At 57.9% G+C, this 15,342-nt stretch carries 16 protein-coding genes and 1 riboswitch; of the genes, 8 read left to right on the top strand and 8 right to left on the bottom strand.

The window, feature by feature from the left end; all coding sequences use genetic code 11:
- The first annotated feature begins 378 nt into the window (after nucleotides 1-378).
- Both purH and purD read left to right on the top strand, forming a co-directional pair.
- The gene (purH, locus tag KOSB73_RS02645; protein WP_098140211.1) at nucleotides 379-1,968 is read left to right on the top strand and encodes a bifunctional phosphoribosylaminoimidazolecarboxamide formyltransferase/IMP cyclohydrolase; all 1,590 of its coding nucleotides are present in this window, start codon (nucleotides 379-381) and stop codon (nucleotides 1,966-1,968) included.
- Nucleotides 1,969-1,983: 15 nt separating this feature from the next.
- A complete protein-coding gene (gene purD, locus KOSB73_RS02640) occupies nucleotides 1,984-3,276 on the top strand; it encodes a phosphoribosylamine--glycine ligase (protein WP_024360696.1) in 1,293 nt (430 codons plus the stop codon).
- Here the strand turns inward: purD and zraR are convergent.
- Both zraR and zraS read right to left on the bottom strand, forming a co-directional pair.
- Nucleotides 3,273-4,604: a sigma-54-dependent response regulator transcription factor ZraR gene (zraR, locus tag KOSB73_RS02635; protein ID WP_098140210.1), complete on the bottom strand. Its 1,332-nt coding sequence runs from the start codon at nucleotides 4,602-4,604 to the stop codon at nucleotides 3,273-3,275. The genes purD and zraR overlap by 4 nt on opposite strands.
- Nucleotides 4,601-5,989 (bottom strand): two-component system sensor histidine kinase ZraS, encoded by a 1,389-nt coding sequence (zraS, locus tag KOSB73_RS02630; protein ID WP_049087544.1) that lies wholly within the window; start codon nucleotides 5,987-5,989, stop codon nucleotides 4,601-4,603. Before zraS ends, zraR begins: the two co-directional genes overlap by 4 nt.
- A gap of 251 nt (nucleotides 5,990-6,240) precedes the next feature.
- On the opposite strand from zraS, the gene zraP reads away from it, so the two are divergent.
- Entirely contained in the window at nucleotides 6,241-6,663 is a 423-nt protein-coding gene (gene zraP / locus KOSB73_RS02625) for a zinc resistance sensor/chaperone ZraP (protein ID WP_098140209.1), read from the top strand.
- Nucleotides 6,664-6,675: 12 nt separating this feature from the next.
- On the opposite strand, the gene KOSB73_RS02620 is transcribed toward zraP, so the two are convergent.
- From KOSB73_RS02620 to nudC, 6 genes are all read right to left on the bottom strand, one after another.
- Nucleotides 6,676-7,368 carry a DUF1481 domain-containing protein gene (locus KOSB73_RS02620; RefSeq protein WP_004870522.1) on the bottom strand — a complete coding sequence of 231 codons (693 nt, stop codon included), beginning with the start codon at nucleotides 7,366-7,368 and terminating at the stop codon, nucleotides 6,676-6,678.
- 12 nt (nucleotides 7,369-7,380) lie between these two features.
- Nucleotides 7,381-7,653 carry a nucleoid-associated protein HU-alpha gene (gene hupA / locus KOSB73_RS02615; protein WP_004097675.1) on the bottom strand — a complete coding sequence of 91 codons (273 nt, stop codon included), beginning with the start codon at nucleotides 7,651-7,653 and terminating at the stop codon, nucleotides 7,381-7,383.
- Between the two features lie 186 nt (nucleotides 7,654-7,839).
- The gene (locus KOSB73_RS02610; protein WP_004097673.1) at nucleotides 7,840-8,430 is read right to left on the bottom strand and encodes a YjaG family protein; all 591 of its coding nucleotides are present in this window, start codon (nucleotides 8,428-8,430) and stop codon (nucleotides 7,840-7,842) included.
- Between the two features lie 42 nt (nucleotides 8,431-8,472).
- Nucleotides 8,473-9,144 (bottom strand): deoxyribonuclease V, encoded by a 672-nt coding sequence (gene nfi / locus KOSB73_RS02605; protein ID WP_024360693.1) that lies wholly within the window; start codon nucleotides 9,142-9,144, stop codon nucleotides 8,473-8,475.
- Between the two features lie 9 nt (nucleotides 9,145-9,153).
- A complete protein-coding gene (gene hemE, locus KOSB73_RS02600; RefSeq protein WP_004127611.1) occupies nucleotides 9,154-10,218 on the bottom strand; it encodes a uroporphyrinogen decarboxylase in 1,065 nt (354 codons plus the stop codon).
- Nucleotides 10,219-10,258: 40 nt separating this feature from the next.
- Nucleotides 10,259-11,032 carry an NAD(+) diphosphatase gene (nudC, locus tag KOSB73_RS02595; RefSeq protein WP_004870513.1) on the bottom strand — a complete coding sequence of 258 codons (774 nt, stop codon included), beginning with the start codon at nucleotides 11,030-11,032 and terminating at the stop codon, nucleotides 10,259-10,261.
- A 95-nt stretch (nucleotides 11,033-11,127) separates the two neighbouring features.
- Between nudC and KOSB73_RS02590 the strand changes: the two genes are divergently transcribed.
- The 5 genes from KOSB73_RS02590 to thiS all read left to right on the top strand — a co-directional run bounded on the left by KOSB73_RS02590 (nucleotide 11,128) and on the right by thiS (nucleotide 15,341).
- Nucleotides 11,128-11,625 carry an Rsd/AlgQ family anti-sigma factor gene (locus tag KOSB73_RS02590; RefSeq protein WP_004127603.1) on the top strand — a complete coding sequence of 166 codons (498 nt, stop codon included), beginning with the start codon at nucleotides 11,128-11,130 and terminating at the stop codon, nucleotides 11,623-11,625.
- Between the two features lie 54 nt (nucleotides 11,626-11,679).
- A riboswitch (TPP riboswitch) is annotated at nucleotides 11,680-11,793 on the top strand.
- 85 nt (nucleotides 11,794-11,878) lie between these two features.
- A complete protein-coding gene (thiC, locus tag KOSB73_RS02585; RefSeq protein WP_049087539.1) occupies nucleotides 11,879-13,774 on the top strand; it encodes a phosphomethylpyrimidine synthase ThiC in 1,896 nt (631 codons plus the stop codon).
- Nucleotides 13,774-14,409 (top strand): thiamine phosphate synthase, encoded by a 636-nt coding sequence (thiE, locus tag KOSB73_RS02580; protein ID WP_004870507.1) that lies wholly within the window; start codon nucleotides 13,774-13,776, stop codon nucleotides 14,407-14,409. Before thiC ends, thiE begins: the two co-directional genes overlap by 1 nt.
- Entirely contained in the window at nucleotides 14,402-15,157 is a 756-nt protein-coding gene (locus KOSB73_RS02575) for a HesA/MoeB/ThiF family protein (RefSeq protein WP_004870504.1), read from the top strand. Before thiE ends, KOSB73_RS02575 begins: the two co-directional genes overlap by 8 nt.
- Complete coding sequence (thiS, locus tag KOSB73_RS02570; protein ID WP_004870502.1) at nucleotides 15,141-15,341, top strand: sulfur carrier protein ThiS; 201 nt, start codon at nucleotides 15,141-15,143, stop codon at nucleotides 15,339-15,341. The genes KOSB73_RS02575 and thiS overlap by 17 nt, the downstream gene beginning before the upstream one ends.
- Nucleotide 15,342 lies beyond the last annotated feature (1 nt).

Genomic DNA, 15,342 nt, shown 5'->3' with positions numbered 1-15,342 from the left:
GTGATTCACATCTGCCGTGTCGATGGAGGCGCATTATAGGGAGTTCCCGAGCATCCGCAATAGTAAAATTGCAGAAAAATGACTGACTGCTGCATTCCCCAGCAAAACCCCGCTTTATACCCAGTTACGCACAGAATTATCCACAGATGACGAAAGGTGCCCCCTTATAAAGGCCCTCTCTCTTCTCTATATAAGGTCTATATAAGGCGCGATCCGGGGGTAAAAAGAGAAAGATAAAAATTCGCGAGCGTTGCGCAAACGTTTTCGTTACAATGCCGCGCTATAACAAGGATGCCCGGTTGGGTGCGTTAGGTGAGTTTTTAGGCAAAAACTCACCTAACGCTCTCTGTAATATTCAAATCCTGGGGATTTAATACCATGCAACAACGTCGTCCAGTCCGCCGCGCCCTGCTCAGTGTTTCTGACAAGGCCGGTATCGTCGAATTCGCGCAGGCGCTTTCCGCTCGTGGTGTCGAGCTACTCTCTACGGGTGGTACCGCACGCCTGCTGGCTGAGAAAGGTCTGCCGGTGACCGAAGTCTCTGACTACACCGGTTTCCCGGAAATGATGGACGGACGCGTGAAGACTCTGCATCCGAAAGTTCACGGCGGCATTCTCGGCCGCCGCGGCCAGGATGACGGCATTATGCAACAACACGGTATCGCGCCTATTGATATGGTGGTTGTTAACCTGTATCCGTTTGCTCAAACCGTGGCCCGCGAGGATTGCTCGCTGGAAGACGCGGTCGAGAACATTGATATCGGCGGCCCAACCATGGTTCGCTCGGCGGCGAAGAACCATAAAGATGTCGCCATTGTGGTGAAGAGCAGCGACTACGATGCCATTATTCAAGAGATGGATGCCAACAAAGGTTCCTTAACTCTCGATACCCGCTTCGATCTCGCCATTAAAGCATTCGAACACACCGCCGCCTACGACAGCATGATTGCCAACTACTTCGGCAGCATGGTTCCGGCCTATCACGGCGAGAGCAAAGAAGCCGCTGGCCGCTTCCCGCGCACCCTGAACCTGAACTTCATTAAGAAGCAGGATATGCGTTACGGTGAAAACAGCCACCAGCAGGCAGCCTTCTATATAGAAGAAGAAATCAAAGAAGCTTCCGTGGCGACCGCGCAGCAGGTTCAGGGTAAAGCCCTCTCCTATAACAACATCGCCGATACCGATGCGGCGCTGGAGTGCGTGAAAGAGTTTAGCGAGCCGGCCTGCGTTATCGTGAAGCACGCTAACCCGTGCGGCGTGGCGGTAAGCACCTCCCTTCTTGACGCCTACGACCGCGCGTATAAAACCGACCCGACCTCTGCCTTCGGCGGTATTATCGCCTTTAACCGCGAACTGGATGCCGAAACCGCGCAGGCCATCATCTCCCGCCAGTTTGTTGAAGTGATCATCGCGCCGACCGCGACGGAAGAAGCCCTGAAAATCACGGCGGCTAAACAGAACGTCCGCGTCCTGACCTGCGGTCAGTGGACGCAGCGCGTGCCGGGCCTGGACTTCAAACGCGTTAACGGCGGCCTGCTGGTTCAGGACCGCGACTTGGGTATGGTGACGGAAGGCGAACTGCGCGTGGTTTCCAAACGCCAGCCGACCGAGCAAGAGCTGCGTGACGCGCTGTTCTGCTGGAAAGTGGCGAAGTTCGTGAAGTCCAATGCCATCGTGTATGCCAAGGAGAACATGACCATCGGAATAGGCGCAGGCCAGATGAGCCGCGTTTACTCGGCCAAAATCGCCGGGATTAAAGCCGGTGATGAAGGTCTGGAAGTGAAAGGTTCGGCTATGGCCTCCGACGCCTTCTTCCCGTTCCGCGACGGTATTGATGCCGCCGCTGCCGTTGGCGTGAGCTGCGTCATTCAGCCTGGCGGTTCTATTCGCGACGAAGAGGTGATTGCCGCCGCCGATGAGCACGGCATCGCGATGATCTTCACCGATATGCGCCACTTCCGCCATTAATTTACGGAGCAGACGATGAAAGTATTAGTTATTGGCAACGGCGGGCGCGAGCACGCGCTGGCCTGGAAGGCCGCACAGTCACCGCTGGTTGATACCGTTTTTGTCGCCCCGGGTAACGCCGGTACCGCCCTGGAACCGGCGCTGCAGAACGTGGCTATCGGCGTCACCGATATTCCGGCGCTGCTGAGCTTTGCCCAGAACGAGAAGATTGACCTGACCATCGTTGGTCCGGAAGCGCCGCTGGTGATTGGCGTGGTAGATGCGTTCCGCGCCGCTGGGCTGAAAATCTTCGGTCCAACCGAAGGCGCAGCGCAGCTGGAAGGTTCCAAAGCCTTCACTAAAGATTTTCTCGCCCGTCATAAAATTCCGACGGCGGAGTATCAGAACTTTACAGAAATTGAGCCCGCTCTGGCGTACCTGCGTGAGAAAGGCGCGCCGATCGTCATTAAGGCCGACGGCCTGGCCGCTGGCAAGGGTGTGATTGTTGCCATGACGCAGGAAGAAGCGGAAGCCGCCGTTCACGACATGCTGGCAGGTAACGCCTTTGGCGACGCCGGACACCGCATCGTCATCGAAGAGTTTCTCGACGGCGAAGAAGCAAGCTTTATCGTGATGGTCGACGGCGAGCACGTCCTGCCGATGGCCACCAGCCAGGATCACAAACGCGTGGGCAATGGCGATACCGGCCCGAACACCGGCGGTATGGGCGCTTACTCTCCGGCACCGGTGGTAACCGATGAGGTTCACCAGCGCACCATGGAACGCATTATCTGGCCAACCGTTAAAGGTATGGCCGCGGAAGGGAACACCTACACCGGTTTCCTCTACGCGGGCCTGATGATCGACAAACAGGGTAATCCGAAGGTTATTGAGTTCAACTGCCGCTTTGGCGATCCGGAAACCCAGCCGATCATGCTGCGCATGAAATCGGATCTGGTGGATCTGTGCCTCGCCGCCTGCGACGGTAAGCTGAATGAGAAAACCTCCGAGTGGGACGAGCGCGCCTCGCTGGGCGTTGTAATCGCCGCCGGTGGCTATCCGGGCAACTACAGCACCGGCGATGAGATCCACGGCCTGCCGCTGGAAGAAGCGGCTGACGGTAAGGTCTTCCACGCCGGAACCAAACTTGCTGACGACGATCGCGTATTGACCAGCGGCGGTCGGGTGCTGTGCGCTACCGCGCTGGGCCGCACCGTCGCTGAAGCGCAAAAGCACGCTTACGCCCTGATGAGCGATATCAGCTGGGACGGCAGCTTTAGCCGTAACGACATCGGCTGGCGCGCTATCGAACGTGAGCAAAACCGCTAACGGCTGAGCTTTGCCAGCAGCGTTTTGCGCGTAATGCCTAACCGACGGGCGGCTTCAGTTTTGTTGCCGCCCGTTCTTTCAAGTGCCGCCAGAATCGCTTCTTTCTCCACCTCCACCAGCGGCTGAATACTATCATCGCCGTGCGGCGCGTCCGCAACCGGCGTACCGGTAATCGCCAGCGGCAGCTCGCGTTCGGAGATGTACTCGCCGGTCAGCAGGACCACCGCCCGCTCCACCGCATTTTCCAGCTCGCGAATATTGCCCGGCCAGGCGTAGTGAATCAGCAAGTCCATCGCCTGTGGCGTAAATCCCTGTACCGCTTTGCGGTTACGCTCGGCATACCGTTGCAGGAAATAGCGCGCCAGCTGGGGGATATCCTCCCTGCGATGACGCAGCGGCGGCATGTCGATAGTCACGACGTTCAAACGGTAGTAGAGATCCTGGCGAAAACGTCCGGCGCTGACCTCTTCGGCTAAATCCCGATGGGTGGCGGCAATCAGCCGTACGTCAACCGAAAGGGTCTGGTTGCTGCCCACGCGCTGCACTTCGCGCTCCTGAATCGCCCGCAGCAGGCGCACCTGCATCAACGGCGAAATGTCGCCTATCTCATCAAGGAACAGCGTACCGCCGTCCGCTTCAACGAAGCGCCCTTCTCGCCGTTTGTCCGCACCGGTAAACGCGCCCTTCTCATGGCCAAACAGCTCCGACTCCAGCAACGACTCGTTGAGCGCCGCACAGTTGAGGATCACCAGCGGCCTGCGGCTGCGAGCGCTGCTGGCGTGCAGCGCTCGCGCGACCAGCTCTTTCCCTGTGCCCGACTCGCCGTGAATTAATACCGTCGCATCGGAGGGCGCAACCAGGGTGATATTGTTCAGCAACGCCCGCATCGCCGGGCTATCCCCCACCATACCAAACTGGGCGGCGGGGGTCTCTGTGACGGGAGACTCGCTTAGCCGGGTGTGGGCCAACGCCTCGGATAGCGTCAGCTGCAGCTTGTCAAAGTCCAGCGGCTTAATAAGGTAGTCCAGCGCACCGGATTTCAGCGCCTCTACAGCGGTATCAACGCTGGAGTACGCGGTCATGATCAGAACGGGAATCGACGGATTGAAGGTTTTGATCTCTTTTAGCGTTTCGATGCCGTCCATCTCCGCCATGCGAATATCGCAAAGCACCAGATCAAAGACCTTCTCGCGCACCTTTTCCAGCGCCTGTAAGCCGTTGTTGGCCAGCGCAACCCGATAACCCCAGCCCCGCAACAGCGCCTGTAAGATAGTGCAGTGGCTAATGTCATCGTCCACCACCAGAATATCGACCTGCTCGCCACTCATCCTTGTTCATCCTTCTGTTGCCCATTAACCGGCAAATAGAACGTAAATAGCGCGCCCTTGCCGGGGGCGCTCTCGGCGTCAATTGTCCCGCCGTGCTGCTCAACGATGTTCTGCACCACCGCCAGGCCCAGCCCGGTGCCGTCGGCCTTGGTACTAAAGTACGGTGTGAAAATGGCCTGTAGCTGTTCCGCCGTCATTCCCTTGCCGCTGTCAGCAACGCTCACCTTGACTCGCCCATCGCCGCACTCCCTCACCGCCACCGTAATCACGCCCTCGCGGCCAATGGCATGGACAGCATTGAGATAAAGGTTAAGCAGCACCTGTTTCAAACGATCCGGATCGGCCTGGATGCGGCATAGCGCGGGCTGCGCGGTAAACGTCAGAGATATTGCCCGGCTGGCGGCATCCTGGCTAACCAGTTGAAGCGAATGCGTGATCACTTCATTTAAATCAACCGATTGATATTTTAAATGCGCCGGACGCACCAGTTCCAGCAGCTCGCTGACGACCCTGTTCAGGCGATCGGCTTCTCTGGCCATCACCAGAGCCAGCTGATGCGCTTCACCATCGGCTGGGGTTCGCTCGGCGAAATACTTGGCCAGCCCTTTTATGGATGATAGCGGGTTGCGGATTTCATGGGCGACCCCCGCGGCCAGATGACCGAGCGCCACCAGCTTTTCTTTTCGCGCCGTCGCCTCCTGCAGCTGCTTGCGTGAACGCTGATAGCGGCAGAACCAGAACTGCGCCAGCACCGTTGCTGCCATCACCACGCCTGCCGCGCAGAGCATAATGACCATATTGCGCAGGCCACGAGCATGGTCGGCATCCAGCTCGCGGGTATCAAAGGCAATAAAAATGACCTGGGGCGCCTGATTACGCAGATCGGCAGATTCGCGACGCATCATCATGCGCATATGATGCCCGCCGCCGTTAAGCGGGCGAAACTGACGATAAATCTCCAGCGCCGGCTCCGGTTGTTCGAGGCGGCGCCAGCGCTCCTCGCTACCGATATTCAGCTCCCGCAGGGTGCTGGCAGGATAGAGCGACTCACCGACCCGCCGCGGGTCGCTATGGGCGATAATTTTACCGTTCTCATCCGTCACTGCGAACCACAGCACGCCAGGCTGCCAGGCCATCTCCTCCAGCAGCGTCTGCAGCTGGGAATGATGCATGCGCATTCCCATTCCGACCCGGGTTCCGGACTCAAGAGCGCGAATCAGCACGCTGCCTTTTTCCTGGATAGTCTGGCGTGCGGCTTCATTTTCACGGCCATAGTCACGCACGATTAACGCGGAAAACAGGCATACCAGCAGCAAGATAAGGCCGGTTAACAACCAGCTCAGCCCAACGGCGACGGAATCCTTAGACAACCGCATCACGTTCATGACAACTCCCTTTCCTCAGACACCGCATAGCCCAGCAGAAATCATGCCACTATTCCGTCCCATCTAACCTCTCCCTGGGCGCAAACCGGGAAGGCGATCGAGTAAAAATGACCCGCTGCGTCCTTTACCGCGAGTCATTTTTACTCGCTCCCGTCCGCTGAAAAGCATTCAACGCCCGATATCCTGCGGCCTTTCCACTCTGGCACGGAAGATGCAAATCACTGAGTAATCATAAGACAGGAGAATAAACTATGAAACGGAACAAAAAAATGACGCTGACGCTGATTGCCCTCGCCGCGCTGACTTTCGGCAGTAGCTCAGCCTGGGCAAGGCACCACTGGAATAACGGCAACGGTATGGGCCCCCAGGGCTATAACCAGCTGACGACCGACCAACAGGCCACTGCCCAGAAGCTGCATAATGATTTCTATGAACAAACCCGCGTTTTACGTCAGCAGCTCATATCAAAACGCTACGAATACAACGCGCTGTTAACCACGGATAAACCTGACAGCGCGAAAATCGAAGCCGTCGCCCAGGAGATGGACGCTCTCGGTCAGAAGCTTGCCCAACAGCGGGTGAAGTTCGATCTCGCATTAGCGCAGGCGGGTATTCCTCGCGGCGAAGGTATGGGGTGTGGGGGCCGCGGTCATATGGGGATGAACCACTGGTAACACTGGTAAAGTTCAGAAGCTTTTTTCGGTCGGCTGCCAGGTACAGAAGTCTTCGTTTGCCACCAGCAGCAGCTGAGAGCCTTCCGGCGCTTCGAGCCATGCCACGCTCACCTCAACGGATGAGTGATTCTGGCGACGCTCAATATGCGCCAGCGCCAGCGTATCGAGGTCAGGCTTCACGGTCTGGCCTTCACAGGTCGTCACCGTCCTGTTGGCGTGCCAGCGCCCCTGCCGCAGCATAACGCGTCCCTGACGCAAGGCATCGCTGGTCTGGCGTATTTGCTCAGCGCGATAGCGGTATAGCGCGACCTGATCGCTGGAAAGCTGCTGCTTCTGGCCATCGATTTCACGCTGCATAAAGCTGAGCTCGCCCTGAGCATCAAAGCGGGCGCGAATATGTTCCGGCGGTTTGCCGTAGACGTTAAGTTCAATCAGCGCGAGCTGGCCATCCTGCCAGCGGTACTCGCTGGTCGAGGTATTACCATGACGCCATGGACTGAAGGCCGCAAGGAGATGGACCTCGCTGGCGGAATCTTTGCGCCAGATACGCATCGCCCCCTGGTTATCCGCATATCCGCTGGCGGTAAACGGCGGGAGAGAGGAATCATGGCTGCAGGCAGTGAGCAGCAATACGCCTACCAGCGCCAGCGTGCGGCGCCAGGTAGACAAAAGGGGCCGACAAGCCCCTTCGATAAAACTGTACACTGCCACGCGGTCTTACTTAACTGCGTCTTTCAGAGCTTTACCTGAAACAAATGCCGGTACGTTTGCTGCGGCGATTTTGATTTCATTACCGGTCTGCGGGTTGCGGCCAGTACGCTCAGCGCGGTGGTTCACTTTGAAGGTACCGAAACCAACCAGTTGAACAGCATCACCTTCTTTCAGAGACTCGGTAATTGCAGCCAGGGTAGATTCCAGGGCAGCTTTCGCCTGTGCTTTGGACAGGTCAGCTTTGTCCGCAATTACATCAATCAGTTGAGTCTTGTTCATAAGTTATCCTTACAATGTGTTTATCGCTTGCTAAGCATCGAGTGCGACGGAAATGCCTGAAAAGCACTCTCCTGCATACACGCACCGATAGCCACGTTTTTTCGCCCCCCAAATGTAGACCAGACGGGGGGCGGAATGGAAGCCTTCAGACGCTACAATTCAGGCGGTAAATCACGTTTTCTGGTCTCATTGCTGAAAATTTATACCAATATTGCTCTCGCCGGCCTCGCGAAGGTCTGCCCGTAGCCCTTTGATCAGTTCAATATCGCGTTCTTCGCAGTCGGCCAGAAGACGGAAAATCTCCCACTGAATATCCCACTCTTGTTCAACGGCCGGGTTTTCTTTGAGCTCTTCGTCGGTCATTTCGCGACCAGCCTGGGTCATTTCCAGCATCGCGACGGTGGTGATCGAACTCTTGCTGACTTCAATAGCATGTTCGAGCGTTTCGCCGCTAAGCCGCGAATGAATCAGTTCACTCAGTGCGACGCAGGCATCGATGGCCGGATAAACGCCGTACAGGTCGTAATCATCTGCGGCAGGAATCGCCTCTTCCAGCTTTTCCAGCTGGCTGTCGAAATTCACCTTCGCGTCTTTTACCGTCAGCGTTTCCCAGATCAGATCGAGGATACGGCGATAGAGCTGGCCATCGGCGAACTCAGTTTGCTGACAGAACATGGCGTAGTTGGGGTACATCCGCTCGCACAGGCAGGCCATAAAGGTCACGTGCTGCCAGCTTTCCAGCTTCTCCAGGCGCAGATGAATCGGGTTTTGTAACATGATGAAATCTCGAAGTCAGAAATTAGCCGCAGTGTACCTGAATCAGCCGTGATTTGCTTGCCAACGCACAAACGCCGGACGTCGGGACGCCACCGCATCAGCCCAGCGCGTCGGCTCAGGCAGGCGGTAGCCTTTCAGGCAGCGTTCTACCCACATCAGCGCGCTATCCAGGCCCACGCGGTGCCCGGTACTCACAAATAGGGGATTACAGCGCGTTTTACTGCGCAAAACCCACGCCAGCTGGTCGCCTTTATCCAGCAGTGGCGCCAGCGCGCCGGGCTCATCGCCCAGCGGCTCAAACTTACCGCACAGCCGTTTTTTCGCCACGCCGATAGTCGGCACATCCACCAGCAGGCCAAAATGGCTGGCGACGCCGAGGCGGCGCGGGTGGGAAATACCGTGGCCATCGACGAATAAGAGATCGGGTTTGCGCGAAAGCAGCTCCCACGCCGCCAGCAGCGCGGGAGTTTCGCGAAAGGAGAGGAAGCCGGGGATATAGGGCATTGTGGTCGCAACGCGCGCGACCTGATACTCCACCAGCTCCAGGGAGGGATAGCTCAACAGTACCATCGCCGCCCGGGTCACCTCCCCCTCTTGCTCAAATCCAACATCCGCTCCGCCGATCAGCGTCGGCGGATCCTGTTCCAGCCGATCGCCTCGTTCAACCGATGCCGCCAGGCTGAGCTGCTGGGTGCGTAGCGATGATAAATCCATAATCACTCCTTAACGGTGGTATGGCGCTGACAACCGGTGCACAGCCTCCACAAATACGCCCGCGTGTTCCGGGTCGACATCCTGATGAATTCCGTGCCCGAGGTTAAAGACATGGCCTTCGCCCTGGCCAAACCCGGCGAGAATGGTCGCCACCTCTTCTTCGATGCGCGCCGGAGGGGCATACAGCATCGAGGGATCCATATTGCCCTGCAGGGCGACTTTATGGCCGACGCGACGCCGCGCATCGGCGATATCGGTAGTCCAGTCGAGCCCCAGCGCATCGCAGCCGGTTTCCGCCATCGCTTCCAGCCACTGCCCGCCGCCTTTGGTAAACAGCGTGACCGGCACGCGACGACCATCGTTTTCACGCAGCAGACCATCAACGATTTTATGCATGTAATAGAGCGAGAACTGCTGGTAATCCCGGCCGGTCAGCGCGCCGCCCCAGGTATCAAAAATCATCACCGACTGCGCGCCCGCTTTGATTTGCGCATTCAGATACAACGTGACGCTTTTCGCCAGCTTATCGAGCAGCGCATGCAGGGCCTGCGGTTCGGCGTACATCATCTTTTTGATCACCGTAAACGCTTTGCTGCTGCCGCCTTCAACCATATAGGTCGCCAGCGTCCACGGGCTGCCGGAAAAGCCAATCAGCGGCACTTCCCCCTTCAGCTCACGGCGAATCGTGCGCACGGCGTTCATCACGTAGCCAAGTTCATCTTCCGGGTCGGGAACCGGTAATTTATCGACATCCGCTTTACAGGTGACGGGCGAGGTAAAACGCGGCCCTTCCCCGGCTTCGAAATAGAGCCCCAGCCCCATGGCATCCGGGATAGTGAGAATGTCCGAGAAGAGGATAGCCGCATCCAGCTTATAGCGACGCAGCGGCTGCAGCGTGACCTCGCAGGCCAGCTCGGCGTTTTTACACAGCGACATAAAATCGCCCGCTTCGGCGCGGGTGGCTTTATATTCCGGTAAATAGCGGCCCGCCTGACGCATCATCCACACCGGGGTGACATCAACCGGCTGGCGTAGCAGCGCGCGCAGGTAACGATCGTTCTTCAGTTCGGTCATTTTTACATTCCTTTAGCGTTGATGCGCCAAGTGTAACATGTCACTCATACTCTGCCCGACACATCGCCACGGTATCTTCAATCAGGCGGCGCGCCACGGTGCCCGGCGGCGGCAAAAGCGGCAAATCGTCATAGCGATACCACCCCGCCTCCAGCAGCTCTTTCTTGTCGATGACAATCTCGCCGCTATCGTACTCGGCCATAAACGCGGTCATCAGCGATTGCGGGAACGGCCAGGGCTGAGAGGTCACGTAGCGCAGATTTTTCACTTTAATGCCGCTCTCTTCCATCACCTCGCGGGCAACGGTCTGCTCCAGGGTCTCACCCACTTCGACAAACCCGGCCAGCACCGTGTGCACGCCGTTGCGATGGCGGGTATGCTGCGCCAGCAGAATAGCGTCATCCCGGCGGATGGCGACGATGATGCAGGGGGCGATTTGTGGGTAATAACGTTCGCGGCAGTGGCTGCACAGCATCGCCCATTCGGTTTTGCTGGGATGCATCGGATGGCCGCAGTAGCCGCAGAATTTGTGCGAGCGGTAGAACTCCGCCAGTTGGATCCCGCGTCCCGCCAGTTGAAAAAGGCCAGCATCCTGATCGAGCACCTGACGCAGCGATCCCATCTCATGCCGGCGATCCTGGCGTACCAGCCACACCGGCTCGCCCTGCCATTCTCCGATTCGCAGCGCGGGCTGGCCAGCAAGATTAAAATTTACCGCTTCGCCATAGGGTAATTCCCCGTCGGGCAACCATAATTTCTGTTCGTGGCTGACGATCCACCAGCCGCGATCTAATTTTTCAATAATACGATCCATATCTATTGCACTACCTTTATTTTACTGGCACTTTTAACATTAAATTTACATTTTGGTGAGCAACGTATTTCTCTTAAATCCTTGCGGAGTCAACCATGTTAAACCAGCTGGAAAACCTGACGGAACGTGTTGGAGGCAGCAATAAACTGGTCGATCGCTGGCTACAAGTACGTAAGCATTTGCTTGTGGCTTACTACAACCTGGTTGGCCTGAAGCCTGGCAAAGAATCCTTTATGCGGCTTAATGAGAAAGCGCTGGACGATTTTTGTCAAAGCCTGGTGGACTACCTCTCCTCCGGCCATTTTAATATTTATGAACGCTTTATCGGCGAATTGGAAGGCGATACGCCACTTTTAGCCGCCACGAAGATTTATCCACAGCTGCAGGCTAATACCCAGCAGATCATGGATTACTACGACTCCTGCCTCGAAAACGCCATCGATCACGATAACTACCTCGAGTTCCAGCAGGCGCTGTCGGATATCGGCGAAGCGCTGGAAGCGCGCTTTGCGCTGGAAGATAGCCTGATCGCCCTCGCCGTCGCCCACAGTCAAAAAGATAACGTCAGCGACAATATCGCGCCGACCGCTTGAGTTGTGAGCCATTAACGCGTAGTTTACATACATTCCCCCTCGCTGAGAGGGGATGTCATCTTGTCGGAGTGCCCATTTTCCACACTGGAAAAGGCTGAGACCGTTTATTCGGGATCCGCGGAACCTGATCAGGCTAATACCTGCGAAGGGAACAAGAGTAAACTGCGTTTAGCGTCAGCCTCTTCAGGGCCGATCGCATCTGTTACTCCATCCGTCGTCTGGCAAGCCATATCCTGTTTAACTGGAATGAGCTATGTCTACAACAAAACTCACGCGTCGAGAGCAACGCGAACACGCCCAGCGCTTTATCGACACGCTGGAAGGTACCGCATTTCCCAATTCGCAGCGCATCTATATCCACGGTTCGCGGGAAGATATTCGCGTCCCGATGCGCGAAATCCAGCTTAGCCCGACCCTTATCGGCGGCAGCAAAGATAATCCGCAATACGAAGCGAATGAAGCGATTCCGGTCTATGACACCTCCGGCCCCTACGGCGATCCGCACATCGCGATTAACGTTGAGCAGGGTCTGAAAAAACTGCGTCAGCCATGGATTGATGCGCGTCGCGATTGTGAAGAACTCAACGACCGCAGTTCGGCGTATACCAAACAGCGGCTGGCGGATGATGGCCTCAACGAGCTGCGCTTTACCGGCCTGCTCACCCCCAGGCGCGCCATGGTCGGGAAATGCGTGACTCAGCTGCACTACGCCCGGCAGGGGATTGTCACCCCGGAGATGGAGTTCATCGCCATTCGCGAAAATATGGGCCGCGAGCGTATTCGTGGCGAAGTGTTGCGCCGGCAGCATCCGGGCGTTGGGTTTGGCGCGCGGCTGCCGGAGAATATCACCCCGGAGTTTGTGCGCGCTGAAGTCGCCGCCGGGCGCGCGATTATCCCGGCCAATATAAATCATCCAGAATCCGAGCCGATGATTATTGGCCGCAACTTCCTCGTGAAGGTTAACGCCAATATCGGCAACTCGGCGGTCACCTCGTCGATAGAAGAAGAGGTCGAGAAGCTGGTGTGGGCGACGCGCTGGGGAGCGGATACGGTGATGGACCTTTCCACCGGCCGCTATATTCACGAGACCCGCGAGTGGATCCTGCGTAATAGCCCGGTACCGATCGGTACGGTGCCGATCTACCAGGCGCTGGAGAAGGTCAACGGGATTGCCGAAGATCTTACCTGGGAAGCTTTCCGCGATACGCTGCTCGAGCAGGCTGAGCAAGGGGTGGACTACTTTACCATCCACGCGGGCGTGCTGCTGCGCTACGTGCCGATGACCGCCAGGCGCCTGACCGGCATCGTCTCCCGCGGCGGCTCAATCATGGCGAAATGGTGCTTATCCCATCATCAAGAGAACTTTCTCTATCAGCATTTCCGCGAAATTTGCGAAATCTGCGCCGCCTATGACGTCTCGCTGTCATTGGGCGATGGCCTGCGTCCCGGCTCGATTCAGGATGCCAACGACGAAGCGCAGTTCGCCGAGCTGCACACCCTGGGCGAACTGACCAAAATCGCCTGGGAGTATGACGTGCAGGTAATGATCGAAGGCCCGGGCCATGTGCCGATGCAGATGATTCAGCGCAATATGACCGAAGAGCTGGAGCACTGCCACGAAGCGCCTTTCTACACCTTAGGGCCGCTCACCACCGATATCGCACCGGGCTACGACCACTTCACTTCGGGTATCGGCGCCGCCATGATCGGCTGGTTCGGCTGCGCGATGCTCTGCTACGTGACGCCAAAAGAGCACCTCGGCCTGCCGAATAAAGAAGACGTTAAGCAGGGACTGATTACCTACAAAATCGCCGCCCACGCCGCCGACCTCGCCAAAGGCCATCCCGGCGCGCAGATCCGCGATAACGCCATGTCGAAAGCACGCTTCGAGTTCCGCTGGGAAGACCAGTTCAACCTGGCGCTCGACCCGTTCACCGCTCGCGCTTACCACGACGAAACCCTGCCGCAGGAGTCCGGCAAAGTCGCCCACTTCTGCTCCATGTGCGGTCCCAAATTTTGTTCAATGAAGATAAGCCAGGAAGTTCGCGACTATGCCGCCGCACAGACCATCGAAGTGGGGATGGCCGATATGTCGGATACCTTTCGCGCCCGCGGCGGCGAGATCTACCTGAAAAAGGAGGAAGCCTGATGTATCAACCCGATTTTCCCGCAGTTCCTTTCCGCCTGGGGCTTTATCCGGTCGTCGATAGCGTTGCGTGGATCGAACGCTTGCTGGACGCGGGCGTTCGCACTATCCAGCTGCGCATCAAGGATAAACGCGATAGCGAAGTCGAAGACGATGTGGTCGCCGCGATCGCGCTGGGGCGCAAATATGATGCGCGGCTGTTTATTAATGATTACTGGCGCCTGGCCATCAAACATCAGGCCTATGGCGTGCATTTAGGCCAGGAGGATCTGGAAACCACCGATCTCAGCGCCATCCGCAACGCCGGGCTGCGCCTGGGGGTTTCCACGCATGACGATATGGAAATTGATATCGCGCTGGCGGCTCGTCCCTCTTACATCGCCCTCGGGCACGTTTTTCCAACGCAAACCAAGCAGATGCCCTCCGCCCCCCAGGGACTGGAGCAGCTCGCGCAGCATATTCAGCGTCTGGGCGATTATCCGACCGTGGCGATTGGCGGCATCAGCCTTGAACGCGCCCCGGCGGTACTGGCGACCGGCGTCGGCAGCGTTGCGGTGGTCAGCGCCATTACTCAGGCGGCCGACTGGCGACAGGCAACGGCTCGGCTGCTCGAGATAGCGGGAGCCGGTGATGAATGACAGCGATTTTATGCGTTATAGCCGCCAGCTGCTGCTGGAGGATATCGCCATTGAAGGCCAGCAAAAGCTGCTGGCCAGCCGGGTGCTGCTCGTGGGTCTCGGCGGGCTGGGCTCTCCCGCCGCGCTCTATCTGGCCGGGGCCGGCGTCGGCACGCTGGTGCTGGCCGACGATGACGACGTGCACGTCAGCAACCTGCAGCGGCAAATTTTGTTCACCAGCGATGATATCTCGCGCTCCAAAGCCGCTGCCGCCAGGGCCCGGCTGGCTCGCCTTAATCCGCAGATTGAGCTGATTGCGCTGAAGCAGCGTTTAGGCGGAGAGGCCCTGCAGGATGAAGTGGCGAAGGCCGATGTGGTACTGGATTGCACCGATAACATGGCGACCCGACAGGCGATCAATGCCGCCTGCGTCGCGCTTCAAACCCCGCTGATTACCGCCAGCGCCGTCGGGCTGGGGGGCCAGCTGATGGTACTGACGCCGCCGTGGGACCAGGGCTGCTATCGCTGCCTGTGGCCGGACGCTAACGAGCCCGAACGCAACTGCCGTACGGCGGGCATCATCGGCCCGGTGGTCGGCATGATGGGCACGTTACAGGCGCTGGAGGCCATCAAGCTGCTCGCCGGCATGGCCACGCCGCGTAACGCTCTGCGCCTGTTCGATGCCCGCACCAGCAGCTGGCGCACTCTCGCGCTCCAGCGGGCTCAGGGTTGTCCGGTCTGTGGAGGGCAGCATGCAGGTGTGGTTTAACGATGAACCGTTGCAGTGCGCCGAAGCGACCTCCGTCGCCGCTCTGCTCACGCAGCTGGAACAGCAGCAGCCGGGCGTCGCGCTGGCGCTCAATCAATGCATCCTGCCGCGTGAACGGTGGGAAGATCATCTTTTGCAGGAAGGCGACCAAATCCTGCTTTTTCAGGTTATCGCTGGAGGCTGAT

The sequence above is a fragment of the Klebsiella grimontii genome, from assembly GCF_900200035.1.
Classification (GTDB): domain Bacteria; phylum Pseudomonadota; class Gammaproteobacteria; order Enterobacterales; family Enterobacteriaceae; genus Klebsiella; species Klebsiella grimontii.
This window is presented reverse-complemented; position numbering and strand designations above follow the sequence as displayed.